Genomic DNA, 26,177 nt, shown 5'->3' on the forward strand with positions numbered 1-26,177 from the left:
GGCTTGAAAACGAAAAATTTTTTATCCAAATACAAAAACCACTCCATAAGAAACAACCGCCAACTTCCCCGTCATTCCCGCAAAAACAGAAAAACAAAAACCTAAAGTCCCGTCATTCCCGCGCAGGCGGGAATCCAGACACACAATGCGGCAGGAATCTATCAGAAATAACCGAAACCGGACGAACCTAGATTCCCGCTTTCGCGGGAATGACGGCGGAAAGGTTGCTGTTTTTCCGATAAATTTCTATGGTGGAATATTAAATTTCCGATAAATTCCTACAATATTTAAATTCGTCATCCCCACAAAAACAGAAAAACAAAAACAGAAACCTAAAGTCCCGTCATTCCCGCGCAGGCGGGAATCCAGAACCCCAACACGGCAGGAATCTATCGGAAATAACCGAAACCGGACGAACCTAGATTCCCGCTTTCGCGGGAATGACAGCGGAAAGGTTGCTGTTTTTCCGATAAATTCCTGCCGCTCTTCGTTTTTGGGATGGCGGGAAATAAAACAAAAGCGCGCGTATCAAAAAACAAAAATGCAAAGAACGGCGTTGGCAATTTTAAGGTTTGCGCCTTAGCCGCACTTATTCGCAAAAAAAACCGCACGGCGTTGACCGTGCGGCTTGTTGTCTGAAGGCTTCAGACGGCATTTCTTACATCATGCCGCCCATACCACCCATGCCGCCCATGTCAGGCATAGCAGGTTTTTCTTCAGGGATTTCAGCGATCATGCAGTCTGTGGTCAGCATCAGGCCGGCGATAGACGCGGCGTGTTGCAGCGCGGAGCGGGTTACTTTGGCGGGGTCGAGTACGCCCATTTCAATCATATCGCCGTATTCGCCGCTGCCAGCGTTATAACCGTAGTTGCCTTTGCCTTCCAGCACTTTGTTCACGACTACGCTAGGTTCGCCGCCTGCGTTGGCAACGATTTGGCGCAGCGGAGACTCAACGGCGCGCAATACGATTTGTACGCCTGCATCTTGGTCAGCATTGCCGGTGTGCAGGTTTTCCAAAGCAGCACGGGCACGCAACAGGGCTACGCCGCCGCCTGCAACCACGCCTTCTTCAACGGCTGCGCGGGTAGCGTGCAACGCGTCTTCCACGCGGTCTTTTTTCTCTTTCATTTCCACTTCGGTAGCGGCACCGACTTTGATCACTGCCACGCCGCCTGCCAATTTAGCCACACGCTCTTGCAGTTTTTCTTTGTCGTATTCGCTGGTTGCGGTTTCGATTTGTTGGCGGATTTCGGCAACACGCGCTTCGATTTGGGCTGCGTCGCCGAAGCCGTCGATGATGGTGGTGTTTTCTTTACCGATTTCGATGCGTTTGGCTTGACCCAAGTCGTCCAAAGTCGCTTTTTCCAGAGACAGGCCGACTTCTTCGGAAATTACCACGCCGCCGGTCAGGATGGCGATGTCTTGCAGCATCGCTTTGCGGCGGTCGCCGAAGCCCGGAGCTTTAACGGCAACGGTTTTCAGAATGCCGCGAATGTTGTTCACCACCAAAGTCGCCAAGGCTTCGCCTTCTACGTCTTCAGCGATAATCAAGAGCGGACGGCTGGCTTTTGCCACTTGTTCCAAAACAGGCAACAGGTCGCGGATGTTGCTGATTTTTTTGTCGAACAGCAAAACAAACGGGCTGTCCAAACCGGCAATTTGTTTTTCAGCGTCGTTGATGAAGTAAGGAGACAGGTAGCCGCGGTCGAACTGCATACCTTCAACCACATCCAATTCGTTTTCCAAAGATTTGCCGTCTTCAACGGTAATCACGCCTTCTTTGCCGACTTTTTCCATCGCTTCGGCGATAATCGCGCCGACTTGTTCGTCGGAGTTGGCGGAAATAGAGCCGACTTGGGCGATTTCTTTGGAAGTATCGCAAGGTTTGGCGATGTTTTTCAGCTCTTCAACCAAAGCGGCAACGGCTTTGTCGATACCGCGTTTCAGGTCGGTCGGGTTCATACCGGCGGTAACGTATTTCATACCTTCGGCAACGATGGATTGCGCCAATACGGTGGCGGTAGTCGTACCGTCGCCCGCCACGTCGTTGGTTTTGGACGCAACTTCTTTCACCATTTGCGCGCCCATATTTTCAAACTTGTCTTTCAGTTCGATTTCTTTGGCGACGGTTACGCCGTCTTTGGTGATGTGCGGGCCGCCGAATGCGCGATCGACCACTACGTTGCGGCCTTTGGGGCCCAAGGTTACGCGGACGGCGTTTGCCAAAATGTTCACGCCGCTAACCATTTTTTGACGGACTTCATTGCCGAACTGTACGTCTTTTGCTGCCATTTCAATTCTCCAAAAATCATTAAAACTGTCTGATAAAACCGTTTATGCCGTCTGAAGGCGGTTTGCCGTTTCAGACGGCATCGTGTCCGTATTTATTTTTCAACGATGCCGAAAATATCTTCTTCGCGCATTACCAACAGCTCTTCGCCGTCAGCTTTTACGGTTTGACCGCTGTATTTGCCGAAGATGATTTTGTCGCCGACTTTAACATCCAGCGGACGGCGGCTGCCGTCTTTACCGATTTTGCCCGCGCCCACGGCGATGACTTCGCCCATATCGGGTTTTTCGGCGGCCGCGCCCGGCAAAACGATGCCAGAGGCGGTTTTTTCTTCAGCTTCCAAGCGTTTGACGACAACGCGGTCGTGTAAAGGACGGATGGTCATATTTATGCTCCGATAAATGGTTTGAAAACAATCATCTGCCCGAACGGTTCGGACAGATTGAAGTGGAAACCGGACAGCCGTCAAGCAGCTGCCCGTATAAGTCGACAAAATTAGGGTGTGTGCGGGCAAATTCAAGTGAGGCGGAAAAAATTTATAGTGGATTAACAAAAACCGGTACGTCGTTGCCTCGCCTTAGCTCAAAGAGAACGATTCTCTAAGGTGCTGAAGCACCAAGTGAATCGGTTCCGTACTATCTGTACTGTCTGCGGCTTCGTCGCCTTGTCCTGATTTCCGTTCGTTTTCGGTTATTCCCGATAAATTACCGCCGTTTCTCGTCATTTCTTTAACCCTTCGTCATTCCCGCGCAGGCTTCGTCATTCCCGCATTTGTTAATCCACTATATTCCCGCCGTTTTTTTACATTTCCGACAAAACCTGTCAACAAAAAACAACACTTCGCAAATAAAAACGATAATCAGCTTTGCAAAAATCCCCCCCCCCCTGTTAATATAAATAAAAATAATTATTAATTATTTTTCTTATCCTGCCAAATCTTAACGGTTTGACTTAACTTCCCTTCATACACTCAAAAGGACGAACAAATGAACGCCCCGTTTTTCCGCCTCAGCCTGCTCTCGCTCACACTTGCGGCAGGTTTTGCCCACGCGGCAGAAAATAATGCCAAGGTCGTACTGGATACCGTTACCGTAAAAGGCGACCGCCAAGGCAGTAAAATCCGTACCAACATCGTTACGCTTCAACAAAAAGACGAAAGCACCGCAACCGATATGCGCGAACTCTTAAAAGAAGAGCCGTCCATCGATTTCGGCGGCGGTAACGGCACGTCCCAACACATGACCTTGCGCGGCATGGGTCAGAACTCTGTCGACATCAAGGTGGACAACGCCTATTCCGACAGCCAAATCCTTTACCACCAAGGCAGATTTATTGTCGATCCCGCTTTGGTTAAAGTCGTTTCCGTACAAAAAGGCGCGGGTTCCGCCTCTGCCGGTATCGGCGCGACCAACGGCGCGATTATCGCCAAAACCGTCGATGCCCAAGACCTGCTCAAAGGCTTGGATAAAAACTGGGGCGTGCGCCTCAACAGCGGCTTTGCCAGCAACGAAGGCGTAAGCTACGGCGCAAGCGTATTCGGCAAAGAGGGCAACTTCGACGGTTTGTTCTCTTACAACCGCAACGATGAAAAAGATTACGAAGCAGGTAAAGGCTACAAAAGTCCCAACGGCGGCAAAACCGTACTGTACAGCGCACTGGACAAACGCAGCTACCTCGCCAAAATCGGAACAAGCTTCGGCGACGGCGACCACCGCATCGTGTTGAGCCATATGAAAGACCAGCACCGGGGCATCCGCACTGTGCGTGAAGAATTTACAATCTTCGATCCCAATCCTAAAAAAGACAGACAGAAGCCCTCATACCGCGAAACTACCCAATCCAACACCAACTTGGAGTACACGGGTAAAAACCTGGGCTTTGTCGAAAAACTGAACGCCAACGCCTATGTGTTGGAAAACGAACGCTACTCCGCCGATGACAGCGGCAGCGGTTACGCAGGCAATGTGGTCGGCCCCAACCATACCCAAATCACCACTCGGGGTATGAATTTCAACTTCGACAGCCGCCTTGCCGAACAAACCCTGTTGAAATACGGTATCAACTACCGCCATCAGGAAATCAAACCGCAAGCGTTTTTGAACTCGCAATTTAAAATTGAAGATAAAACTGGTGCAACCTCGGCAGAAATGCAAAAAAACCGTGCAAATGAAGCCACTGTTCACGCCTACAAACTGTCCAACCCGACCAAAACCGATACCGGCGCGTATATCGAAGCCATTCACGAAATTAACGGCTTTACCCTGACCGGCGGGCTGCGTTACGACCGCTTCAAGGTGAAAACCCACGACGGCAAAACCGTTTCAAGCAGCAGCCTTAACCCAAGTTTCGGCGTAATTTGGCAGCCGCACGAACACTGGAGCTTCAGCGCAAGCCACAACTACGCCAGCCGCAGCCCGCGCCTGTATGACGCGCTGCAAACCCACGGCAAGCGCGGCATCATCTCGATTGCCGACGGTACCAAAGCCGAACGCGCGCGCAATACCGAAATCGGCTTCAACTACAACGACGGCACGTTTGCCGCAAACGGCAGCTACTTCTGGCAGACCATCAAAGACGCGCTTGCCAATCCGCAAAACCGCCACGACTCTGTCGCCGTCCGCGAAGCCGTCAACGCAGGCTACATCAAAAACCACGGTTACGAATTGGGCGCGTCCTACCGCATCGGAGGCCTGACTGCCAAAGTCGGCGTCAGCCACAGCAAACCGCGCTTTTACGATACGCACAAAGACAAGCTGTTGAGCGCGAACCCTGAATTTGGCGCACAAACCGGCCGTACTTGGACGGCTTCCCTTGCCTACCGCTTCAAAAACCCAAATCTGGAAATCGGCTGGCGCGGACGCTATGTTCAAAAAGCCGTGGGTTCGATATTGGCGGCAGGTCAAAAAGACCGCAGCGGCAACTTGGAAAACGTTGTACGCAAAGGTTTCGGCGTGAACGATGTCTTCGCCAACTGGAAACCGCTGGGCAAAGACACGCTCAATGTCAATCTTTCAGTTAACAACGTGTTCAACAAGTTCTACTATCCGCACAGTCAACGCTGGACCAATACCCTACCAGGTACCGGACGTGATGTACGCTTGGGTGTGAACTACAAGTTCTAAAAACATAGTGTAAAATCCGGATGCCGTCTGAAACCCGTTTGGCGTTGAAGGCGGCATTCGGATATTGCAGGTCGGGTATTGATGCCCCGCCTGTCTTGCCTGCATCCTCGAATCCCACAACAGAGAAATTATCCTATGTTACGTTTAACTGCTTCAGCCGTATGCTGCGCCCTTGCTTTGGGTGCATGTTCTCCGAAAGATTCCGCTTCAAACCAAAACGCGCAAACCGCTCCCACCGCCCAAACCGAAGGCGCGTCCCTGACCATCAAAACGGCGCGCGGCGATGCGAAAGTGCCGCAAAATCCGGAGCGCATTGCCGTTTACGATTTGGGTATGCTCGATACTTTAAACAAATTGGGCGTAAAAACAGGTTTGTCCGTCGACACAAATCGCCTGCCCTACTTGGACGAATATTTCAAATCCACGAAACCTGCCGGCACGCTGTTCGAGCCGGATTACGAAGCACTCAACGCTTACAAACCGCAGCTCATCATCATCGGCAGCCGCGCAGCCAAAGCGTTTGACAAATTGAACGAAATCGCGCCGACCATCGAAATGACCGCCGATACCGCCAACCTCAAAGAAAGTGCCAAAGAGCGTATCGACGCGCTGGCGCAAATCTTCGGCAAACAGGCGGAAGCCGACAAGCTGAAGGCGGAAATCGACGCGTCTTTTGAAGCCGCGAAAACTGCCGCGCAAGGCAAAGGCAAAGGTTTGGTGATTTTGGTCAACGGCGGCAAGATGTCCGCCTTCGGCCCGTCTTCACGCTTGGGCGGCTGGCTGCACAAAGACATCGGCGTTCCCGCTGTCGATGAATCAATTAAAGAAGGCAGCCACGGTCAGCCTATCAGCTTTGAATACCTGAAAGAGAAAAATCCCGACTGGCTGTTTGTCCTTGACCGCAGCGCGGCCATCGGCGAAGAGGGTCAGGCGGCGAAAGACGTGTTGAACAATCCGCTGGTTGCCGAAACAACCGCATGGAAAAAAGGACAGGTGGTTTACCTTGTTCCCGAAACTTATTTGGCGGCCGGCGGCGCGCAAGAGCTGCTGAATGCAAGCAAACAGGTTGCCGACGCTTTTAACGCGGCAAAATAATGAAACGGCGGCATTCGATGCCGTCTGAAACACAGGAGGCGGTTTGAATCTCCGTGTTTCAGACGGCATTTGCCCGATACGGAGGTTTCAAACAAGGCTTTCCACTCCGACGGTTCGTACTGCCTTGTTTGAATCTTCTACGCCTTAACGCTTTTCCCTTCTGTTTATGACTGCCAAACCTTTTTCCCTCAACCTGACCAACCTCCTGCTGCTGGCGGTGTTGTTTGCCGTCAGCCTGTCGGTCGGCGTTGCCGATTTCCGCTGGTCTGATGTGTTTTCGCTGTCGGACAGCCAGCAAGTGATGTTCATCAGCCGCCTGCCGCGCACGTTTGCGATTGTGCTGACGGGCGCGTCGATGGCGGTGGCGGGGATGATTATGCAGATTTTGATGCGCAACCGTTTTGTCGAGCCTTCTATGGCGGGCGCGGGTCAGAGTGCGGCTTTGGGTTTGCTTCTGATGTCCCTGCTGCTGCCTGCCGCGCCGCTGCCGGTCAAAATGTCGGTTGCCGCCGTTGCCGCGCTAATCGGAATGCTGGTGTTTATGATACTTATCCGCCGTCTGCCGCCGACGGCGCAATTAATGGTGCCGCTGGTGGGGATTATTTTCGGCGGCGTGGTTGAGGCGGTGGCAACATTTGTGGCATACAAGTTCGAGATGCTGCAAATGCTCGGCGTATGGCAGCAGGGCGACTTTTCAAGCGTACTGCTGGGACGTTACGAGCTGCTTTGGATTACGGGCGGATTGGCATTATTTGCCTACCTGATTGCAGACCGGCTGACCATACTGGGGCTGGGTGAGGCAGTAAGCGTCAATCTGGGTCTGAACCGGACGGCGGTGTTGTGGTCGGGTTTGATTATTGTGGCTTTGATTACGTCGCTGGTTATCGTTACGGTCGGCAATATTCCGTTTATCGGGCTGGTCGTGCCGAACATCATCAGCCGCCTGATGGGCGACAAACTGCGCCAAAGCCTGCCTGCGGTGGCTTTGCTAGGCGCGTCTTTGGTGTTGCTGTGCGATATTGTCGGACGCGTGATTGTGTTTCCGTTTGAAATTCCGGTCTCTACAGTTTTTGGTGTGATGGGGACGGCTTTGTTTTTATGGCTTTTATTAAGGAAACCTGCTCATGCCGTCTGAAAAAAATATCGGTTTTATGGTAGGAAGCAGCCGTCCGTTGTGGATCGCTTTCGCACTGTTGCTGGTTTCCTGCGTTCTGTTTATGACGCTCAACGTCAAAGGCGATTGGGATTTTGTTTTGCACCTGCGGCTGACCAAGCTCGCGGCTTTGCTGCTGGTAGCGTATGCGGTCGGCGTGTCCACCCAGCTTTTTCAAACGCTGACCAACAATCCGATTCTGACCCCTTCGATTTTGGGTTTCGATTCGCTGTATGTGTTTTTGCAGACCTTGCTGGTGTTTACGCTCGGCGGCGTAGGCTATGCTTCCCTGCCGTTGACGGGTAAATTCGGCTTTGAACTGGTCGTCATGATGGGCGGCTCGCTGCTGCTGTTCTACACGCTCATCAAACAGGGCGGACGCGATTTGTCGCGCATGATTTTAATCGGCGTGATTTTCGGGATTTTGTTCCGCAGCCTGTCATCGCTGCTTTCGCGCATGATAGACCCCGAAGAATTTACGGCGGCGCAGGCGAATATGTTTGCCGGATTCAATACCGTCCACAGCGAGCTTTTGGGCATAGGCGCGCTGATTCTGATTGTCAGCGCGGCGGTCGTTTGGCGCGAACGCTACCGCTTGGACGTACACCTTTTGGGGCGCGACCAGGCCGTCAATTTGGGCATCAGCTACACGCGCAACACCTTATGGATACTGCTTTGGATTGCCGCATTGGTGGCGACGGCGACCGCCGTGGTCGGCCCGGTGAGCTTTTTCGGGCTTCTCGCCGCCTCGCTTGCCAACCACTTTTCCCCGTCGGTCAAACATTCCGTCCGCCTGCCCATGACTTTTTGTGTCGGCGGCATCCTGTTGGTCGGCGGGCAAACCATCTTCGAACACTTCCTCGGCATGCAGGCCGTATTGAGCGTGGTCGTCGAATTTGCAGGCGGATTGGTATTTTTATATTTGGTGTTGAAAAAGAAATAAATTAAACGTGCCCAAACGCTCGCAAAAATAAATTCAGGCCGTCTGAAACCTTCAGACGGCCTAAGCAAACCCATAAAGGACAACCCTCATGACACCAGAACGCCTCCCTTCATTCTTCGATGACGCCCCGACCATTACCGTCCAAGACGCATTGGCCGACTTCCTCGGTGCAGCCGAAAACGGCATCCTCACTTACCGCTACGCCGATGCAGTGCGCCTGTGCGGCCACTCCTGCCCGACTGTCGCCGGAGCCTACCTAATGGTCATCAAAGGCCTGAAAGCCCTTTACGGCGCAGAGCTGCCGCAACGTGGCGACATCGAAGCCTTTATGCAGGGCGAGCGTGACGAAGGCACGACCGGCGTTACCGCTTCCGTCGTCCAACTCCTTACCGGCGCGGCACCTGAAACCGGCTTTGGCGGCGTAGGCCCAGCCGGGCGCTTTGCCCGCCGCCACCTCTTGTCCTTTGGTGCAGGCGAAATCAACGGCACACTCGCGCTCCGCCGCCGCGATACCGGCAAAACCGTTGCCGTCAGCCTCAACGCCGCGCTCCAACCCTTTGCACCGCAAATGCGCGACATCATGCCCAAAGCCGTCAGCGGCAGCGCAAGTGCTGACGAACTCAAACAATTCGGCGATCTTTGGCAAGAACGCGTCCGCGCCTTCCTGATTGACCAAGCCGACAACCCCGAATTTGTTACCGTCAGCGAAATCTAACCACACAGAAATAAAATTCAGACGGCCTCATCATTTAAAGACCGTCTGAAACCCCAATTTCCATTTTCGGACCCGCCTATGATTACCATCCGCAACGTCAGCCACACCATCGGCAGCAACCCCATCCTCAACGACGTCAGCCTCGACATTCCCGAAGGCGGCATTACCGCGCTGATCGGCCCGAACGGCGCAGGCAAGTCCACCCTCCTCTCCTTTATGGCGCGCCTGCAGCCCTTGGTACACGGCAATATCAGCTACGCAGGTAAAGACATCAAAACCACCCCTACCGCCGAACTCGCCCGCACGCTCTCCATCCTCACCCAAGAAAACAGCATCATGAGCCGCATTACCGTGCGCGACCTGCTCATGTTCGGCCGCTATCCCTACCACCAAGGCAGGCCGTCTGAAAACGACAAAACCATCGTCAAAGAAGCATTTGCCGAGTTCCACCTGCAAGACTTCGCCGACCGCTACCTGACCGAGCTTTCCGGCGGCCAACGCCAACGCGCCATGATTGCCATGGTATTCTGCCAGCGCACCGACTACGTTTTGCTGGACGAACCGCTGAACAACCTCGACATGTATCATGCCCGCTCCCTCATGCAAATCCTGCGCCGGCTGACCGATGAACACAAACGCACTACCGTCGTCGTATTGCACGACATCAACCAGGCCGCCGCCTACGCCGACCACGTCGTCGCCATGAAAAACGGCAAAGTTGCCCTGACCGGCACGCCCGAAGAAGTGTTCACCGTACACAACATCAAAGAACTGTTCGACATGGATGTGGACGTACTCGACTACGAAGGCAAAAAACTCATCGTCCACCACATCTGAAGCTCAAAAAGAAAATGCCGTCTGAAAAGGGGCTAACTTTCCCAGTCGATGCCGCATATGCCGCCGTCGGCGAACAGTTTGACGGCCAGTATTTCGTCGCTTTTTTCTCGGTCTATCATGTAGTCCATCACAATCGAGTCGCAGTCTGGCAGTTCCTCCGTCCATAAAGAGATGCTCTCCAAACGCATGGCGCGGGCAAATTCTTCGGGGTTGTCGGGGTAGTCCGCATCTTCTATTTCAGTGATGTGGAAATTCAAATATTCGCCGTCTTCGGTTAAATATTCGGCAATGGCGGCTCGGGCCATTTTGTCCGCTTCTTCCAAACGCGCTAAAAACGCGGCGAATGCGTCTAATTTTTCGGCAGTCAGTTCATCGTCGCCGCCAGTCCATAAACAGACTTCGACGGTATCGCCGTTGACAGGCAGCTCGCGTTCCCAGCAAACGTCCGGTCCGTTTTCTGGGCTTCCTGCCGATAAGGTTTCAAAATAAGGATGTGAAACAGGCATAATTGGTTTTCCTTGAATTATTGGCAGGGTGGTGTTTTCCTGCCGTCTGAAAAGGGGTATTCCGCGTTTCAGACAGCATTTCCATTCCAAACACTCAAACCGCCGCGTCCGAACGTTCGCCCGTGCGGATACGGATTGCCTCCTCGACCGGCAGCACAAAAATCTTGCCGTCGCCGATTTTGCCCGAACGCGCCACCTCGACAATCACGTCAATCGCGCGTTCCACGGCGTCATCCGCCAACACCAGCTCGATTTTGACTTTGGGCAGGAAATCGACGGCGTATTCCGCGCCCCGGTAAATCTCCGTATGCCCCTTCTGCCTTCCAAACCCTTTAACCTCGCTGACGGTCATGCCCGTAATGCCGATTTCGGTCAATGCTTCGCGCACGTCGTCGAGTTTGAAAGGTTTGATGATGGCTTCGATTTTTTTCATGATTGTTCCTTTAGGATTCCATATTTGCATCTACGGAAATTCTTGAGTCGACATCCTGCGGGGATTACTGTCCGATAAAACAATGTGTTTGACATGCAAAACATACATATCAATGCCTCGTTGCTAAAATTGTTCGATTATGAACATTACAAAAAAAACAGCAGCCAAAAAGACGAAAATCCATGTCCAATACCGGTTGCGCAGAAAAAACAGGCTTGAGTTGTCTCTCACGCCGATTATTTCTCCTGTTTCATTGTCAGTATAGGTTTTTACTTTATCGGAAATAAACCACTTACTAAAGAAGTAGTTGCAAAGTGCAGCAATACAAAGGCTTAACATAAAAACGAAATTTGAGGAAATTGCATCTTTCAACCAATCTCCCAAGGCAAAACCACAGATAACTCCGATAATCAGAGACAAAACAACCAAAAGCCCCTTCCCACTCCAAACAATAAACATTGCATAACTCCTTCTTAGCTTGTCCAAACAATTTCAAAAGCGGACGTGATTTTACTATATTTCAGAATATAAATTACATTTCTCAGAACGCGACTGACATGACAAAGGTTTTTACATTGATTGTATTTGTAAAATTGTAAACATTTCTTCGCTTACACGCGCTAACGAAACCGTCCTTTTCGCGTATAATGACATTTTCCCAACCGCATTTGTGAGCTGAATCATGTCTGTCGTTTTGCCCTTGCGCGGCGTTACCGCCCTTTCCGATTTCCGTGTTGAAAAACTCTTGCAAAAAGCCGCCGCACTCGGCCTGCCCGAAGTCAAATTAAGCAGCGAATTTTGGTATTTCGTCGGCAGCGAGAAAGCACTTGATGCCGCGACTGTCGAAAAACTGCAAGCCTTGTTGGCGGCGCAAAGCGTTAAAGAAACGCCCGAAGCGCGCGAGGGCTTGCATTTATTTTTGGTAACGCCCCGTTTGGGTACGATTTCGCCGTGGGCTTCCAAAGCAACCAATATCGCGGAAAATTGCGGTTTGGCAGGCATCGAACGCATCGAGCGCGGCATGGCGGTGTGGCTGGAAGGTGCGCTTACCGATGAACAGAAACAGCAATGGGCAGCGTTGCTGCACGACCGCATGACCGAATCCGTGCTGCCCGATTTTCAGACGGCATCCAAATTATTCCACCATCTCGAATCCGAAACTTTCTCTACCGTTGATGTTTTAGGCGGCGGTAAAGAGGCATTGGTCAAAGCCAATACCGAAATGGGTTTGGCACTCTCCGCCGACGAAATCGATTATCTGGTTGAAAACTATCAGGCTTTAAACCGCAATCCGTCCGATGTTGAATTGATGATGTTCGCTCAGGCAAACAGCGAACACTGCCGCCATAAAATCTTCAACGCCGACTTCGTCCTCAATGGCGAAAAACAACCGAAATCCCTTTTCGGCATGATTCGCGATACGCACAATGCGCATCCCGAAGGCACAGTCGTTGCCTATAAAGACAATTCGTCTGTGATCGAAGGCACGAAAATCGAGCGTTTCTATCCGAATGCGGCAGAAAACCAAGGCTACCGTTTCCACGAAGAAGACACCCATATCATCATGAAAGTGGAAACGCACAACCACCCGACCGCCATCGCGCCGTTTGCGGGTGCGGCAACAGGTGCGGGCGGTGAAATCCGCGACGAAGGCGCAACGGGCAAAGGTTCGCGTCCGAAAGCAGGCTTGACCGGCTTTACCGTCTCCAACCTGAATATCCCTGGCTTGGAGCAGCCTTGGGAACAAGCCTACGGCAAACCCGGCCATATTGCTTCCCCTTTAGACATCATGATTGAAGGCCCGATCGGCGGCGCAGCGTTCAACAACGAATTCGGCCGTCCAAATCTCTTGGGCTACTTCCGTACCTTTGAAGAAAAATTCGACGGCCAGGTTCGCGGCTATCACAAACCGATTATGATTGCCGGCGGCTTGGGCAGCATTCAGGCACAACAAACACACAAAGACGAAATCCCCGAAGGCGCATTGCTGATCCAACTGGGCGGCCCGGGTATGCTTATCGGCTTGGGCGGCGGCGCGGCTTCTTCGATGAATACCGGTACAAATGACGCGTCTTTGGACTTCAACTCCGTGCAACGCGGCAACCCCGAAATCGAACGCCGCGCGCAGGAAGTCATCGACCGCTGCTGGCAGCTCGGCGACAAAAACCCGATTATCTCCATCCACGACGTCGGCGCGGGCGGTCTGTCCAACGCCTTCCCCGAACTGGTCAACGATGCCGGACGCGGCGCGGTATTCGAGCTGCGCGAAGTGCCGCTGGAAGAACACGGTTTAACGCCTTTGCAAATCTGGTGCAACGAATCGCAAGAGCGTTATGTCTTGTCGATTTTGGAAAAAGATTTGGATGCCTTCCGCGCCATCTGCGAACGCGAACGCTGCCCGTTTGCCGTAGTCGGCACGGCGACCGGCGACGGCCATTTGAAAGTACGCGACGATTTATTCTCCAACAACCCCGTCGATTTGCCGCTGAACGTCTTGCTCGGCAAACCGCCCAAAACCACGCGTACCGACAAAACGGTTGCGCCGTCCAAAAAAACGTTTAACGCGGGCGATATCGACATTACCGAAGCCGCCTACCGCGTTTTGCGCCTGCCTGCCGTAGCCGCCAAAAACTTCCTGATTACTATCGGCGACCGCAGCGTCGGCGGTTTGACGCACCGCGATCAAATGGTCGGCAAATACCAAACCCCGGTAGCCGACTGCGCCGTGACTATGATGGGCTTCAACACCTATCGCGGCGAAGCGATGTCTATGGGCGAAAAACCGGCCGCCGCCCTGTTTGACGCGCCTGCCTCGGGCAGAATGTGCGTCGGCGAAGCCATTACCAATATCGCGGCGGTCAATATCGGCGACATCGGCAACATCAAACTTTCCGCCAACTGGATGGCGGCGTGCGGCAACGAGGGCGAAGACGAAAAACTCTACCGCACCGTCGAAGCCGTTTCCAAAGCCTGTCAGGCACTGGATTTGAGCATTCCCGTGGGCAAAGACAGCCTGTCGATGAAAACCGTATGGCAGGACGGCGAAGAGAAAAAATCCGTCGTTTCGCCGTTGAGCCTGATTATCTCCGCGTTCGCGCCGGTTCAAGACGTACGCAAAACCGTTACGCCCGAATTGAAAAACGTCGAAGACAGCGTATTGCTGTTTGTCGATTTGGGCTTCGGCAAAGCGCGTATGGGCGGCTCCGCGTTCGGTCAGGTGTACAACAATATGACCGGCGACGCGCCCGATTTGGACGATACAGGCCGTCTGAAAGCGTTTTACAACGTAATTCAACAGCTTGTCGCCGAAGACAAACTCTTGGCATATCACGACCGAAGCGACGGCGGCTTGTTTGCCACGTTGGCGGAAATGGCGTTTGCGGGGCGGTGTGGTATCAGTGCCGATATAGATTGCCTGATGGATAAATTCCTGCCGATTCATTACCCGGATTTCCAAGGCGACCCGGCCGAAGACTTATCTGACGAACTTTATAATCATGCCGCCATTAAAATCTTATTCAATGAAGAATTAGGTGCGGTTATCCAAATCCGCCAACAAGATAGGGATTACGTTGATGCGGCATTTGAAGCGGCCGGCTTAACCGGTGCGGTCAGCCGGATTGGCTCTCCTGATTTTGACAATGAGACTGTTTCTTTCTTTGGTTACGGTTATTTCCTAGAACAAAACCGCGCCGACCTGCAACGGGCATGGCAGGAAACCAGCCACGCCATCCAACGCCTGCGCGACAACCCCGCCTGCGCCGACAGCGAGTTCGCCCTGATTGGCGACAACGAACGCAGCGCATTGTTTGCCGACTTGAAATTCGACGTGAACGAAGACATCGCCGCACCTTTCGTCAACAGCGGAGCAAAACCCAAAATCGCCATCCTGCGCGAACAGGGCGTGAACGGGCAAATCGAAATGGCCGCCGCCTTCACCCGCGCCGGATTCGATGCCTACGACGTGCATATGTCCGACCTGATGGCAGGCCGCGTCCGCCTTGCCGACTTCAAAATGCTGGCGGCGTGCGGCGGCTTCAGCTATGGCGACGTACTCGGCGCGGGCGAAGGCTGGGCGAAATCGATTCTGTTCCACCCCGCCTTGCGCGACCAATTTGCCGCCTTCTTTGCCGATCCGGACACGCTGACATTGGGCGTGTGCAACGGCTGCCAAATGGTCAGCAACCTCGCCGAAATCATCCCCGGCACAGCGGGCTGGCCGAAGTTCAAACGCAACTTGAGCGAACAGTTTGAAGCGCGCCTGAGTATGGTTCATGTTCCAAAATCCGCATCGCTGATTCTGAACGAAATGCAAGGCTCCAGCCTGCCCGTCGTTGTCAGCCACGGCGAAGGCCGCGCCGACTTCGCGCTTCACGGCGGCAATATTTCCGCTGATTTGGGCATCGCGCTGCAATATGTGGACGGACAAAACCAGGTTACCCAAACCTACCCGCTCAACCCTAACGGCTCGCCGCAAGGTATTGCCGGTGTAACCAACGCCGACGGCCGCGTGACCATCATGATGCCGCATCCGGAACGCGTATACCGCGCCGCGCAAATGAGCTGGAAACCGGAAGACTGGACGGAATTGTCCGGCTGGTACCGCCTCTTTGCCGGTGCAAGAAAAGCCTTGGGCTAACCGCCCTACTCAAACCAATGCCGTCTGAAAAATATTTCAGACGGCATTCCGGCATACCATCCTTTAAACGGCATCCGCCGCCGGGGAACACTCATGAAAATCACACCCGTCAAAGCCCTGACCGACAACTACATCTGGATGATACAGCACGGCAACCGGGCCGTCTGCGTCGATCCTTCCGAACCTGCGCCCGTCTTGGAATTCCTCGTCCGCAACCGCCTTATGCTCGCCCAAACCTGGGTTACACACCCCCACCCCGACCACGAAGGCGGTGCTGCCGCATTATGGCGCGCCTATATGGAATCGCCCGTTTACGGCGAAACCGACATCGAAGCCGCCACCCACACCGTAACCGCCGGCACCCAATTCACCTTCGGCGACGTGCAGGTTACCGTTTGGGCAACCCCGGGCCATACCGGCCGCCATATCAGCTACCTCATGGAAACTTCAGACGGCATACACGTCTTTTGCGGCGACACCCTTTTTTCCGCCGGCTGCGGACGCGTGTTCACCGGCACAATCGAACAACTTTACGACAGCTTCCAACGGTTCGACCAATTACCCGAAGGCACCCTGTTTTATCCGGCGCACGAATACACCGCCGCCAACCTGCGTTTTGCCGCCCATATCGAGCCGGACAACGCCGACATTCAGACGGCATTGAAAGCGGCAGAGCATACGCCCACCCTGCCCGTTACCCTCGCCCACGAACGCCGCGTCAACCCGTTTTTGCGGACAGAAATCCCCGCCGTCCGCCAACGTGCCGAAGCCCTGGTCGGCAAAACGCTGAACAGCGGTTTGGAAGTATTCGCCGCCCTGCGCGGACTGAAAAACGCCTACCGCTGACCTGTCCTCCGAAAAATGCCGTCTGAAGGCTTCAGACGGCATTTTGTCGGACAAACGGCAAGCCGTTTCCCGCAAAAAGGAGTAGAATAATGCCGTTTCCAATCCCGTGCCTGATTTTTCGGGCTTTTATTATGGACCTTCCCAGTTCGTTTTTACTGAACGCCCCATCCGATTCAAACCCGCAATAACCATCCCGCCGGAATGCCTCCCCGCACACGGCGGGCGGAGCATTTATGAGCATCGAACCAACCCCTCCGAACCTTGAAAACGACGGTATCGAAAACGATGTAGAACGCGTTTCCGCCGATTTCGACCGTGTCCACTCTCTCTGCGAAATCCTCGAACCTGCTTTTGAACAAATCGAAAACGGCACACCGCTCGAAGACGCGCCGCTGCGCGACAAGCTGACCGAGCTGACCGTCCTCTTGAGCGAGCTGCACCCTGCCGACGTGGCGGCGGTGTTGGAATCGCTGCCGCCGCGCGAACGCAATATCGTCTGGATTTTGGTCAAACCGGAAGACGACGGCGAAGTGCTGCTGGAAGTGTCCGATGCAGTCCGCGAAACGCTGATCGAGTCGATGGACAAAGACGAATTGTTGGCGGCGGTCGATGATTTGGACGCGGACGAACTGGCGGAGCTGGCAGACGATTTGCCGCACCAAGTGGTTTACGAAGCACTGCAGACGCGCGACGAGGAAGAACGCGCCCAAGTCAAGGCGGCGATGTCGTATGAAGACAACCAAGTCGGCGCGATTATGGACTTCGAATTGGTCAGCATCCGCGCCGATGTCGCCTGCGAAGTGGTGCTGCGTTATCTGCGCCGCTTCGAGCGCCTGCCCGACCATACCGACAAGATTTTCGTGGTCGATGAAAACGACGTGCTGCAAGGCGTGCTGCCCATCCGCAAACTTTTGGTTGCCGACCCCGAAGACTTGGTGGAAAACGTGATGGCGAAAGATGTCGTGCGTTTCCGCGCCGAAGACGACGTGGAAGAAGCGGCGCAGGCATTTGAACGCTACGACTTGGTTACCGCGCCGGTGGTCGATGACGGCAAAAGGCTGATCGGCAGGATTACCGTTGACGAAATGGTGGACGTGATCCGCGAAGAATCGGAAGCGGATATGCTGAATATGGCGGGTCTGCAGGAAGAAGAAGATTTGTTCGCACCCGTGTGGGACTCGGTGAAAAACCGCTGGACGTGGCTTGCCGTCAACCTCTGTACGGCATTTGTCGCCAGCCGCGTCATCGGCGCGTTTGAAGGCAGTATCGAAAAAATCGTCGCACTCGCCGCGCTGATGCCCATCGTCGCCGGCATAGGCGGCAACTCGGGCAACCAGACGATTACCATGATTGTCCGCGCGATGGCGATGGGGCAGCTGACGGATATGCAGGCGGGGCGGCTGTTGAAAAAAGAAGTCGGCGTCGCCCTGGTCAACGGCATTATCTGGGGAACCGTCATGGGCGCGGTTTCGTGGCTGCTCTACGGCAGCCTCGGCATCGGGCTGGTGATGATTGCCGCGATGACGCTCAACCTGCTGCTGGCGGCAACGGTCGGCGTGCTGATTCCCGTCATTATGGAAAAGTTCGGACGCGATCCCGCACTGGGCAGTTCGGTACTGATTACCGCCGTTACCGACTCCGGCGGCTTCCTGATTTTCTTGGGTCTCGCCACCCTGTTCCTGCTTTGAATGCCGTCCGAACCCGCGCAAAAATGCCGTCTGAAGCGGAAGCTGTTTCAGACGGCATTTGACTATTTATCCTTGTTGTTCAAGATTATTGGACGGTATGCCGGGGCAGCCCTTTGGCAACGCCGACTACATCCTCTCCGAACAGCGCGTTGACATCGGTTTCGTCAAACACGTATTTGCTGTGGCAGAAGTCGCAATCGACTTCGATGCTGCCTTGTTCCACCACCACGCCGCCGACTTCTTCCCCGCCCAGCATCAGCAGCATATCGCTGACCTTTCCGCGTGAGCAGGTGCATGAAAATTCAAACGTTTCCGGCTCGAACACGCGCGGCGGCGTTTCGTGGAACAGGCGATATAAAACGTGTTGCGCATCCAATTCTGCCAGCTCCTCCGCCGTCAGCGTGCGCGCCAGCGTACTGACGTGTTCCCACGCTCCTTCATCCGACACCGCTTCGGGCAGACGCTGCACCAGCAGACCGCCCGCCGCTTCGTCGCTTGCAGACAGGACGATGTGCGTATCGATTTGTTCGGAACGCTTCATATAGTTCGCCAACATTTGCGCGATACCGCCGCCTTCCAAAGGCACTACGCCCTGCCAGGGTTCGCCGTCTTTGGGCTGCAGCGTCAGCACGAATACGCCGCCCTCGCCCAAAAGGCCGGCCAAACTTTCATCTTCACCGATTTCCGCCGTTTCGTCCCACCGCGCGGTCGCACGGACGGTACGGTCGGAAGCCGCTTCCGCAACCAGCATTTTCAGCCGCCCCTGCCCCTGAACCTGCACAATCAGCGTGCCTTCGTTTTTCAAATTGCCCGACAGCAGCACACCCGCCGCCAACAGCTCGCCCAAAGCGCGGCGGATGGCGGCGGGATAGTTTTTCTGTTTTACAATGTGCTGCCACACGTTTTCCAGACGGACGTGCAGCCCGCGCACGGGCATATCGTCGAAAATAAAGCGGGTACGCGCATCGGCGCAATCGGCAGGCGTTCGGTTCATCATTTTCCCTGACTGGTTATTCGGATGGCGGCTATATGGTTGCGGTCGGCGCGAAAACAAGGTCGGGCTGCGGACGCGCCTGTCCGGATATCTGATAAAACAAACAAAATCAATAGATTAACTAAATCTAACAAGCCGTTTTTTGCCAAACGCCTGTTTTTTTATATACAATCAACAAGATATTTTTAATTGATACAGCATAACATCGCACGGCGGTATGATGCCCCTGCACGGAAACGCCGATATGGATTCTTTTCTCAAGACGGTCGTTTTGGCGGTATTGTGGTCGGTATTTGCCGCCCGTCCCGCCTTTGCCGACGAGTTGACCAACCTGCTCAGCACCCGCGAGCAGATTCTCAAACAGTTTGCCGAAAACGAACAGCCCGTTTTACCCGTCAACCAAGCCCCCGACCGGCGGGCGGGCAATGCCGACGAACTCATCGGCAGCGCGATGGGGCTCTTGGGCATCGCCTACCGCTACGGCGGCACATCGGTCGCCACCGGTTTCGACTGCAGCGGCTTTATGCAGCACATCTTCAGACGCGCGATGGGCATCAACCTGCCGCGCACGGCGGCAGAACAGGCGCGGATGGGCTCCCCCGTTTCCCGGAGCGAATTGCAGCCGGGCGATATGGTGTTTTTCCGCACGCTGGGCGGCAGCCGGATTTCCCATGTCGGGCTTTATATCGGCAACGACCGCTTCATCCACGCGCCGCGCACGGGGAAAAATATCGAAATCACCAGCCTGAGCCACAAATATTGGAGCGGCAAATATGCGTTCGCCCGCCGGGTCAAGAAAAACGATCCGTCCCGCTTTTTGAACTGATTTTCCAAGGAATACGCAATGAGTATGCCCGAAATGCCCAAATGGTACGATGATGGCGGACAAATCGTATCCTGTACCGAAAAAGTCAAAGTAATGACCGAAAACATGACCGAACTGTATCAGACGGCACAAGATGCGTTTGAAGACGCGTTGCTGATGGGGTGCGGCGAAAACCAGTTGCGCGCTTACCTGCACACGCTGATCGAGGGCTTGGAAAACCCTTACTGCAAAGCTTAAACAGGGCAGGCGCGATGCGGCACGGTTCGTCCGTGCCGTTTTCCGTTTCCGCCTTCCGGCTTTTCAGACGGCATAAATACCGTTATGATTAAACAATTAACAAAATAAATCATACCACGCCGGCATCCGGACACCCGCTATGAACATCATCCGCGCACTACTCATCATCCTCGGCTGCCTCGCCGCCGGCGAAGCCGCCGTTTTCCTTGCAGGCATCAAACTGCCCGGCAGCATTATCGGTATGGGCATCCTGTTTTTCATGCTTCAGGCAGGATGGGTTCAAGCCGCGTGGCTGCAAGAATTGACCGACGCGCTGATGGCAAACTTAACGCTGTTCCTCGTACCGCCCTGCGTCGCCGTCATCAGCTACTTGGATTTGATTGCCGAAGGCTGGTTTCCCATCCTGACCGCCACCGCCGCCAGCACGCTGTGCGTCCTAATCGTTACCGGCAAAGTCCACCGCCTGATACGGGGTATTATCCGATGAACGAAATCCTCAGGCAGCCCAGCATCCTGCTTTTCCTCACGCTTGCCGTGTACGCGCTCGCCATCATTGTCAGAAAGCGCACGGGCAACATCTTCTGCAACCCCGTACTCGTCAGCACCATGGTGCTGATTGCCTACCTGAAAATCCTCGACATCGATTATGCGGTGTACCACAACGCCGCACAGTTTATCGATTTCTGGCTCAAGCCCGCCGTCGTCGTGCTTGCCGTGCCGCTCTACCAAAACCGCCGTAAAATCTTCAACCAGTGGCTGCCCGTCATCGTTTCGCAACTTGCGGGCAGCATTACGGGCATCGTTACGGGAATGTATTTCGCCAAATGGCTGGGTGCGGAACACGAAGTCGTCCTCTCGCTTGCCGCCAAATCCGTAACCAACCCCATCGCCATCGAAATTACCCGTTCCATCGGCGGCATTCCCGCCATTACCGCCGCCACCGTCATCATCGCCGGTTTGGTGGGGCAGATTGCCGGTTACAAAATGTTGAAAAACACGGTCGTTATGCCCTCGTCGGTCGGAATGTCGCTCGGCACGGCCTCGCACGCGATGGGCATCGCCGCCTCGCTCGAACGCAGCCGGCGTATGGCGGCATACGCGGGATTAGGCTTAACCCTCAACGGCGTATTAACCGCACTCATCGCCCCGTTGATGATACCCCTTTTAGAATTTTGAAACCGCTTCAGACGGCATAGGCAGACGATGCCGTCTGAACACCGCACGACACAAGGAGAACCGTTATGGCTGTCAAACTGACCGAAAAAACCGCCGAACAACTCTACGGCATCGACGGCATCACCCTTTATACCGCCCAAGCCGGCATCAAAAAACCCGATCAAAACGACCTGACGCTGATTGACATAGCCGCCGGCAGCACCGTCGGTGCAGTCTTCACGACCAACCGTTTCTGTGCCGCACCCGTCCGCGTCGCCAAATCGCACCTTTTCGACGAAGACGGCGTGCGCGCCCTGATTATCAACACGGGCAATGCCAATGCCGGCACCGGCGAACAAGGCAGGCAGGACGCTTTGGCGGTTTGTGCCGCCGCCGCCGGATGGGCGGGCTGTTTGCCCAATCAGGTATTACCCTTTTCCACCGGCGTGATTCTCGAGCCGCTGCCCGCCGATAAAATCATCGCCGCCCTGCCCAAAATGCAGCCTGCCTTTTGGGACGTTGCGGCACGCGCCATTATGACTACCGACACCGTGCCCAAAGCCGCATCGCGCGAAGGCAAAGTCGGCGAAAAGCACACCGTCCGCGCCACCGGCATCGCCAAAGGCTCCGGTATGATTCATCCGAATATGGCGACGATGCTCGCCTTTATCGCCACCGATGCCAAAGTTTCCCAGCCCGTCCTCCAACTGATGACGCAGGAAATCGCCGACGAAACCTTCAACACCATCACCGTTGACGGCGACACCAGCACCAACGACAGCTTCGTCATCATCGCCACCGGCAAAAACAGCCAAAGCGAAATCGACAACATCGCCGACCCGCGCTACGCCCAACTCAAAGAATTGTTGTGCAGCCTCGCGCTCGAACTCGCCCAAGCCATCGTCCGCGACGGCGAGGGTGCGACCAAGTTCATCACCATCGAAGTGCAAAACGCCAAAACCCGCGAAGAGGCGCGCCAAGCCGCCTACGCCGTCGCCCGTTCGCCGCTGGTCAAAACCGCCTTTTTCGCCTCCGACCCCAACCTCGGCAGGCTGCTCGCCGCCATCGGTTATGCTGGCATTGCCGACCTCGACACCGGCCTCGTGGAAATGTATCTCGACGATATTTTGGTTGCCGAGCACGGCGGACGCGCCGCAAGCTACACCGAGGCGCAAGGACAGGCGGTGATGGCGAAAGACGAAATCACCGTCCGCATCAAACTGCATCGCGGACAGGCCGCCGCCACCGTCTATACCTGCGACCTGTCGCACGGATACGTCTCCATCAACGCCGACTACCGCTCCTAAACCCGCCGGCCTTCAGACGGCATCGCCGGCAGGCAGGACCGTCTGAAAGCCGTTTTTCCCGCCACCGCCTTATGTTCCGCACACTTATCCGCAATCTACGCCGCAAAATCCGCCAAACCCGCCGCATTTCGCGCAAAAGCATCGCCTTTATGTTCCTTCTGGCAGGCTCCGCGCTTGTCGCCCTGACTGCGCTGTTTTTCGCCCGACTTGCCGACTTTGCACTGGAACTGAACACCAGCCTGGTTCAGCAATACCCGTGGTTCGCGTGGATTGCCCTGCCGCTGGGATTACCCGCCATCACCTGGTTTACACGCAAATATGCGCCATACACATCGGGCAGCGGCATCCCCCAAGTCATCGCCTCGCTGTCGCTGCCCTACGGCGCACAAAAAACACGGCTGCTCCGCCTCAAACCGACACTGCTGAAAATCCCGCTGACCTTTTTGGGTATGCTGTTCGGCGCGTCCATCGGGCGCGAAGGCCCGTCCGTCCAAGTCGGCGCGGCAGTGATGGGCGCGTGGGGCGCGTGGTGCAAAAAACACGGTTTGGCATTCAAAGGGATGCAGGAAAACGATTTGATGGCGGCAGGCGCGGCGGGCGGCTTGGCAGCCGCATTCAACGCGCCGCTGGCAGGCGTGATTTTCGCCATTGAGGAACTCGGGCGCGGCATTATGCTGCGTTGGGAGCGGCAGATTCTTTTGGGCGTGCTCGCCTCCGGTTTCATACAGGTCGCCATTCAGGGCAACAACCCGTATTTTTCCGGTTTCAACGGCGGCGTGTTGGAAAATATTTTGATGTGGGTTGTGGCGGCCGGGCTGGTTTGCGGCGCGGCAGGCGGTCTGTTCGGACGGCTGCTCTATCAGGGCGCGGCGGCATTTTCCCCGCGCAAAATCCAAGGCTTCGTCCGCAACCGTCCGTTGCTGCTCGTGGCTGTCATGGGGCTGCTGCTTGCCGCATTGGGCACGCTTTATCAGGGCAAAACCTACGGCACCGGCTACCACGAGGCCGCACAGGCGTTGCACGGCGTTTACGAAGCCCCCTTCGGTCTGGCGGCGGCGAAATGGCTCGCCACCGTATTCAGCTATTGGGCAGGCATTCCGGGCGGCATTTTCACTCCCTCGCTGACCATAGGTGCGGCTTTGGGCGAGCATATCGCCGCCATCGCCGACATATCGCAGGGTGCAAACATCATCGTCCTCATCTGCATGGCGGCATTTTTAGCGGGCGCGACACAATCGCCGATTACTTCCGCCGTCATCGTTATGGAAATGACGGGCGGACAAAGCCTGCTGTTTTGGATGCTGATTGCCTGCATTTTCGCCTCGCAGGTTTCGCGCCAGTTTTCGCCGCGTCCGTTCTACCACGCATCGGGAATGCGCTTCCGCCAGCGCGTGCTTCAGGAAACCGCCTCCCAAACCGGCAATGCGCCCGCAAGACCGCAAGCCGCAAACAGCAAAACGGGAATGCCGTCTGAAAATTAAAACGCCCCCAATCAAATGACGGCAGCCGCCTTGATTTGAATACCGTTCCGCCGCTGCTTGAAACTTCAACAACAATGCCGTCTGAACGACAGAATGCGGTTTTCAGACGGCATTTCCCCATCCCGATATTGCCCGAACCCAACTAAAGCGTTTGCTATAATTCTATTTTTTACCGCACACGCACCAATCATGTTTCCCGATTTCTCCCAAACCCTCTCCAAAGACCGCCACTTCCTGCAATCCGCCTTCAAAAATCCCAACAAATACGGCGGTTTGTCCAAAGTCGAAGAAAAATACCGAAAATCGCACGAAATCTTTTTGAAGCGTTTGGCCGCATTGCCAAAACCCGAATTCGACAACACCCTGCCCGTTCACGAGAAGCTCGAAGAAATCAAAAAAGCCATTGCCAAGAATCAGGTAACGATTATTTGCGGCGAAACCGGTTCGGGCAAAACCACGCAGTTGCCCAAGATTTGCTTGGAACTCGGGCGTGGGGTGGCAGGATTAATCGGGCATACCCAGCCGCGCCGTTTGGCCGCGCGCTCCGTAGCAGAGCGGATTGCCGAAGAGCTGAAATCCGAAATCGGCAGCGCGGTCGGCTATAAAGTACGCTTTACCGACCACACCTCGCGCGATGCCTACGTCAAGCTGATGACCGACGGCATCCTGCTGGCGGAAACCCAGACCGACCGTTATCTCGCCGCCTACGACACGATTATCATCGACGAAGCGCACGAACGCAGCCTGAACATCGACTTCCTCTTGGGCTACCTGAAACAGCTGCTGCCGCGCCGCCCCGATTTGAAAGTTATCATCACCTCGGCAACCATAGACGCAGAACGCTTCTCCCAACACTTCAACGGCTCGCCCGTTTTAGAAGTGAGCGGGCGCACCTATCCTGTTGAAATCCTCTACCGACCGCTGACCGGCAAAGACGAAGACGACGCAGAAGTGGAGCTAACGGACGCGATTGTCGACGCGGCGGACGAATTGGCACGCTACGGCGAAGGCGATATCTTGGTGTTCCTGCCGGGCGAACGCGAAATCCGCGAAGCCGCCGAAGCCCTGCGCAAATCCACGCTACGCCGCAACGACGAAATCCTGCCCCTGTTCGCACGCCTGTCGCACGCCGAGCAGCACAAAATCTTCCACCCCTCCGGCGCAAAACGCCGCATCGTGCTGGCAACCAACGTCGCCGAAACCTCGCTCACCGTGCCGGGCATCAAATACGTCATCGACACCGGCCTCGCACGCGTCAAACGCTATTCCGCACGGGCGAAAGTGGAGCAGCTTCATGTCGAAAAAATCTCCCAAGCTGCCGCCCGCCAACGCTCCGGACGCTGCGGCCGCGTCTCCGCAGGCGTGTGTATCCGGCTGTTTTCAGAAGAAGATTTCAACAGCCGCACCAAATTCACCGACCCCGAAATCGTCCGCAGCAACCTCGCCGCCGTTATCCTGCGCATGGCAGCGTTGAAACTGGGCGATGTGGCAGCGTTTCCGTTTCTCGAAGCCCCCGACCAGAGGTATATTAATGACGGTTTTCAGGTATTGCTGGAATTGGGTGCGGTGGAGGCCGTCTGAAAATAGAATACTTAGTTTATATCAGTAAACTCAATATTTCAGACGGTTCCGCTTTGAAATAGGCTACCACTTTAATTCAAAAAAACGTGTATAAAATATAATTTGGAAGATGAAATTTATGAAATATTCTACAGTCAGAAAAAAGCTGAATTTTGATAGCGACATGCATGAACTTGCCTGTATAACCCATTATTTACAAAATACCACATCACCAGTTGCTGAATTGTACAAATCTGTCAGTATTACCTATTTACAAAATCATTTAAATCTACTAACTCAGGGTTCTGATTCTTTTCAATTAGAATGGGATATTCCATTCCCCCCCCCC

Annotated in this window: 23 protein-coding genes; 17 read left to right on the top strand and 6 right to left on the bottom strand. The window is 54.7% G+C overall.

The annotated features are described in order from the left end of the window. Window positions 1-658: 658 nt before the first annotated feature. A complete protein-coding gene (gene groL / locus Q3O12_RS09295) occupies window positions 659-2,293 on the bottom strand; it encodes a chaperonin GroEL (RefSeq protein WP_301670192.1) in 1,635 nt (544 codons plus the stop codon). A 92-nt stretch (window positions 2,294-2,385) separates the two neighbouring features. Further along, window positions 2,386-2,676, bottom strand: a complete 291-nt coding sequence (gene groES, locus Q3O12_RS09300; RefSeq protein ID WP_002235240.1) for a co-chaperone GroES — start codon at window positions 2,674-2,676, stop codon at window positions 2,386-2,388. 601 nt (window positions 2,677-3,277) lie between these two features. Between groES and fetA the strand changes: the two genes are divergently transcribed. From fetA to Q3O12_RS09330, 6 genes are all read left to right on the top strand, one after another. Next, the gene (gene fetA / locus Q3O12_RS09305; RefSeq protein WP_301670193.1) at window positions 3,278-5,413 is read left to right on the top strand and encodes a TonB-dependent siderophore receptor FetA/FrpB; all 2,136 of its coding nucleotides are present in this window, start codon (window positions 3,278-3,280) and stop codon (window positions 5,411-5,413) included. Between the two features lie 135 nt (window positions 5,414-5,548). Next, the gene (locus Q3O12_RS09310) at window positions 5,549-6,508 is read left to right on the top strand and encodes a siderophore ABC transporter substrate-binding protein (protein WP_301670194.1); all 960 of its coding nucleotides are present in this window, start codon (window positions 5,549-5,551) and stop codon (window positions 6,506-6,508) included. Between the two features lie 166 nt (window positions 6,509-6,674). Beyond that, complete coding sequence (locus Q3O12_RS09315) at window positions 6,675-7,643, top strand: ABC transporter permease (RefSeq protein ID WP_301670195.1); 969 nt, start codon at window positions 6,675-6,677, stop codon at window positions 7,641-7,643. Beyond that, window positions 7,633-8,604 (top strand): iron chelate uptake ABC transporter family permease subunit, encoded by a 972-nt coding sequence (locus Q3O12_RS09320; RefSeq protein WP_301670196.1) that lies wholly within the window; start codon window positions 7,633-7,635, stop codon window positions 8,602-8,604. Before Q3O12_RS09315 ends, Q3O12_RS09320 begins: the two co-directional genes overlap by 11 nt. 88 nt (window positions 8,605-8,692) lie before the next feature. Next, the gene (locus tag Q3O12_RS09325; RefSeq protein ID WP_301670197.1) at window positions 8,693-9,319 is read left to right on the top strand and encodes a hypothetical protein; all 627 of its coding nucleotides are present in this window, start codon (window positions 8,693-8,695) and stop codon (window positions 9,317-9,319) included. Between the two features lie 78 nt (window positions 9,320-9,397). Further along, window positions 9,398-10,156 carry an iron ABC transporter ATP-binding protein gene (locus tag Q3O12_RS09330; protein ID WP_301670198.1) on the top strand — a complete coding sequence of 253 codons (759 nt, stop codon included), beginning with the start codon at window positions 9,398-9,400 and terminating at the stop codon, window positions 10,154-10,156. A 32-nt stretch (window positions 10,157-10,188) separates the two neighbouring features. Here the strand turns inward: Q3O12_RS09330 and Q3O12_RS09335 are convergent, their stop codons facing one another. From Q3O12_RS09335 to Q3O12_RS09345, 3 genes are all read right to left on the bottom strand, one after another. Beyond that, window positions 10,189-10,662, bottom strand: a complete 474-nt coding sequence (locus Q3O12_RS09335; protein ID WP_003713577.1) for a DUF2004 domain-containing protein — start codon at window positions 10,660-10,662, stop codon at window positions 10,189-10,191. A gap of 94 nt (window positions 10,663-10,756) precedes the next feature. Further along, the gene (locus Q3O12_RS09340) at window positions 10,757-11,095 is read right to left on the bottom strand and encodes a P-II family nitrogen regulator (RefSeq protein ID WP_025456947.1); all 339 of its coding nucleotides are present in this window, start codon (window positions 11,093-11,095) and stop codon (window positions 10,757-10,759) included. Window positions 11,096-11,218: 123 nt separating this feature from the next. After that, on the bottom strand, window positions 11,219-11,554 hold the full coding sequence (locus tag Q3O12_RS09345; RefSeq protein ID WP_003754652.1) for a hypothetical protein: 336 nt from the start codon (window positions 11,552-11,554) through the stop codon (window positions 11,219-11,221). 223 nt (window positions 11,555-11,777) lie between these two features. Here Q3O12_RS09345 and purL point away from each other — a divergent pair, with 223 nt between their 5' ends. From purL to mgtE, 3 genes are all read left to right on the top strand, one after another. Beyond that, the gene (purL, locus tag Q3O12_RS09350) at window positions 11,778-15,734 is read left to right on the top strand and encodes a phosphoribosylformylglycinamidine synthase (protein WP_301670199.1); all 3,957 of its coding nucleotides are present in this window, start codon (window positions 11,778-11,780) and stop codon (window positions 15,732-15,734) included. 93 nt (window positions 15,735-15,827) lie between these two features. After that, on the top strand, window positions 15,828-16,580 hold the full coding sequence (gene gloB / locus Q3O12_RS09355) for a hydroxyacylglutathione hydrolase (protein ID WP_013449586.1): 753 nt from the start codon (window positions 15,828-15,830) through the stop codon (window positions 16,578-16,580). 233 nt (window positions 16,581-16,813) lie between these two features. Beyond that, window positions 16,814-18,268 (top strand): magnesium transporter, encoded by a 1,455-nt coding sequence (mgtE, locus tag Q3O12_RS09360; RefSeq protein ID WP_301670200.1) that lies wholly within the window; start codon window positions 16,814-16,816, stop codon window positions 18,266-18,268. An 85-nt stretch (window positions 18,269-18,353) separates the two neighbouring features. Here mgtE and hslO read toward each other — a convergent pair whose 3' ends face one another. After that, a complete protein-coding gene (gene hslO / locus Q3O12_RS09365; RefSeq protein ID WP_301670203.1) occupies window positions 18,354-19,262 on the bottom strand; it encodes an Hsp33 family molecular chaperone HslO in 909 nt (302 codons plus the stop codon). A 244-nt stretch (window positions 19,263-19,506) separates the two neighbouring features. On the opposite strand from hslO, the gene Q3O12_RS09370 reads away from it, so the two are divergent. The 8 genes from Q3O12_RS09370 to Q3O12_RS09405 form a co-directional block, all read left to right on the top strand. Next, on the top strand, window positions 19,507-20,088 hold the full coding sequence (locus tag Q3O12_RS09370) for a C40 family peptidase (protein ID WP_114936015.1): 582 nt from the start codon (window positions 19,507-19,509) through the stop codon (window positions 20,086-20,088). An 18-nt stretch (window positions 20,089-20,106) separates the two neighbouring features. Next, complete coding sequence (locus tag Q3O12_RS09375; RefSeq protein WP_096108886.1) at window positions 20,107-20,325, top strand: hypothetical protein; 219 nt, start codon at window positions 20,107-20,109, stop codon at window positions 20,323-20,325. A gap of 139 nt (window positions 20,326-20,464) precedes the next feature. Next, on the top strand, window positions 20,465-20,812 hold the full coding sequence (locus Q3O12_RS09380; protein ID WP_003710651.1) for a CidA/LrgA family protein: 348 nt from the start codon (window positions 20,465-20,467) through the stop codon (window positions 20,810-20,812). Beyond that, the gene (locus Q3O12_RS09385) at window positions 20,809-21,501 is read left to right on the top strand and encodes an LrgB family protein (protein WP_118784175.1); all 693 of its coding nucleotides are present in this window, start codon (window positions 20,809-20,811) and stop codon (window positions 21,499-21,501) included. Before Q3O12_RS09380 ends, Q3O12_RS09385 begins: the two co-directional genes overlap by 4 nt. 65 nt (window positions 21,502-21,566) lie before the next feature. After that, on the top strand, window positions 21,567-22,787 hold the full coding sequence (gene argJ / locus Q3O12_RS09390; RefSeq protein ID WP_118784174.1) for a bifunctional glutamate N-acetyltransferase/amino-acid acetyltransferase ArgJ: 1,221 nt from the start codon (window positions 21,567-21,569) through the stop codon (window positions 22,785-22,787). 71 nt (window positions 22,788-22,858) lie between these two features. Next, window positions 22,859-24,268 (top strand): chloride channel protein, encoded by a 1,410-nt coding sequence (locus Q3O12_RS09395; RefSeq protein ID WP_301670201.1) that lies wholly within the window; start codon window positions 22,859-22,861, stop codon window positions 24,266-24,268. Between the two features lie 189 nt (window positions 24,269-24,457). Next, window positions 24,458-25,849 (top strand): ATP-dependent RNA helicase HrpA, encoded by a 1,392-nt coding sequence (hrpA, locus tag Q3O12_RS09400; protein ID WP_301670204.1) that lies wholly within the window; start codon window positions 24,458-24,460, stop codon window positions 25,847-25,849. A gap of 118 nt (window positions 25,850-25,967) precedes the next feature. Continuing rightward, window positions 25,968-26,177, top strand: a 210-nt coding sequence (locus Q3O12_RS09405; RefSeq protein ID WP_301670202.1) for a hypothetical protein, incomplete at its 3' end; no start/stop codon positions are given.

The sequence above is a fragment of the Neisseria benedictiae genome, from assembly GCF_958267435.1.
Classification (GTDB): Bacteria; Pseudomonadota; Gammaproteobacteria; order Burkholderiales; family Neisseriaceae; genus Neisseria; species Neisseria bergeri.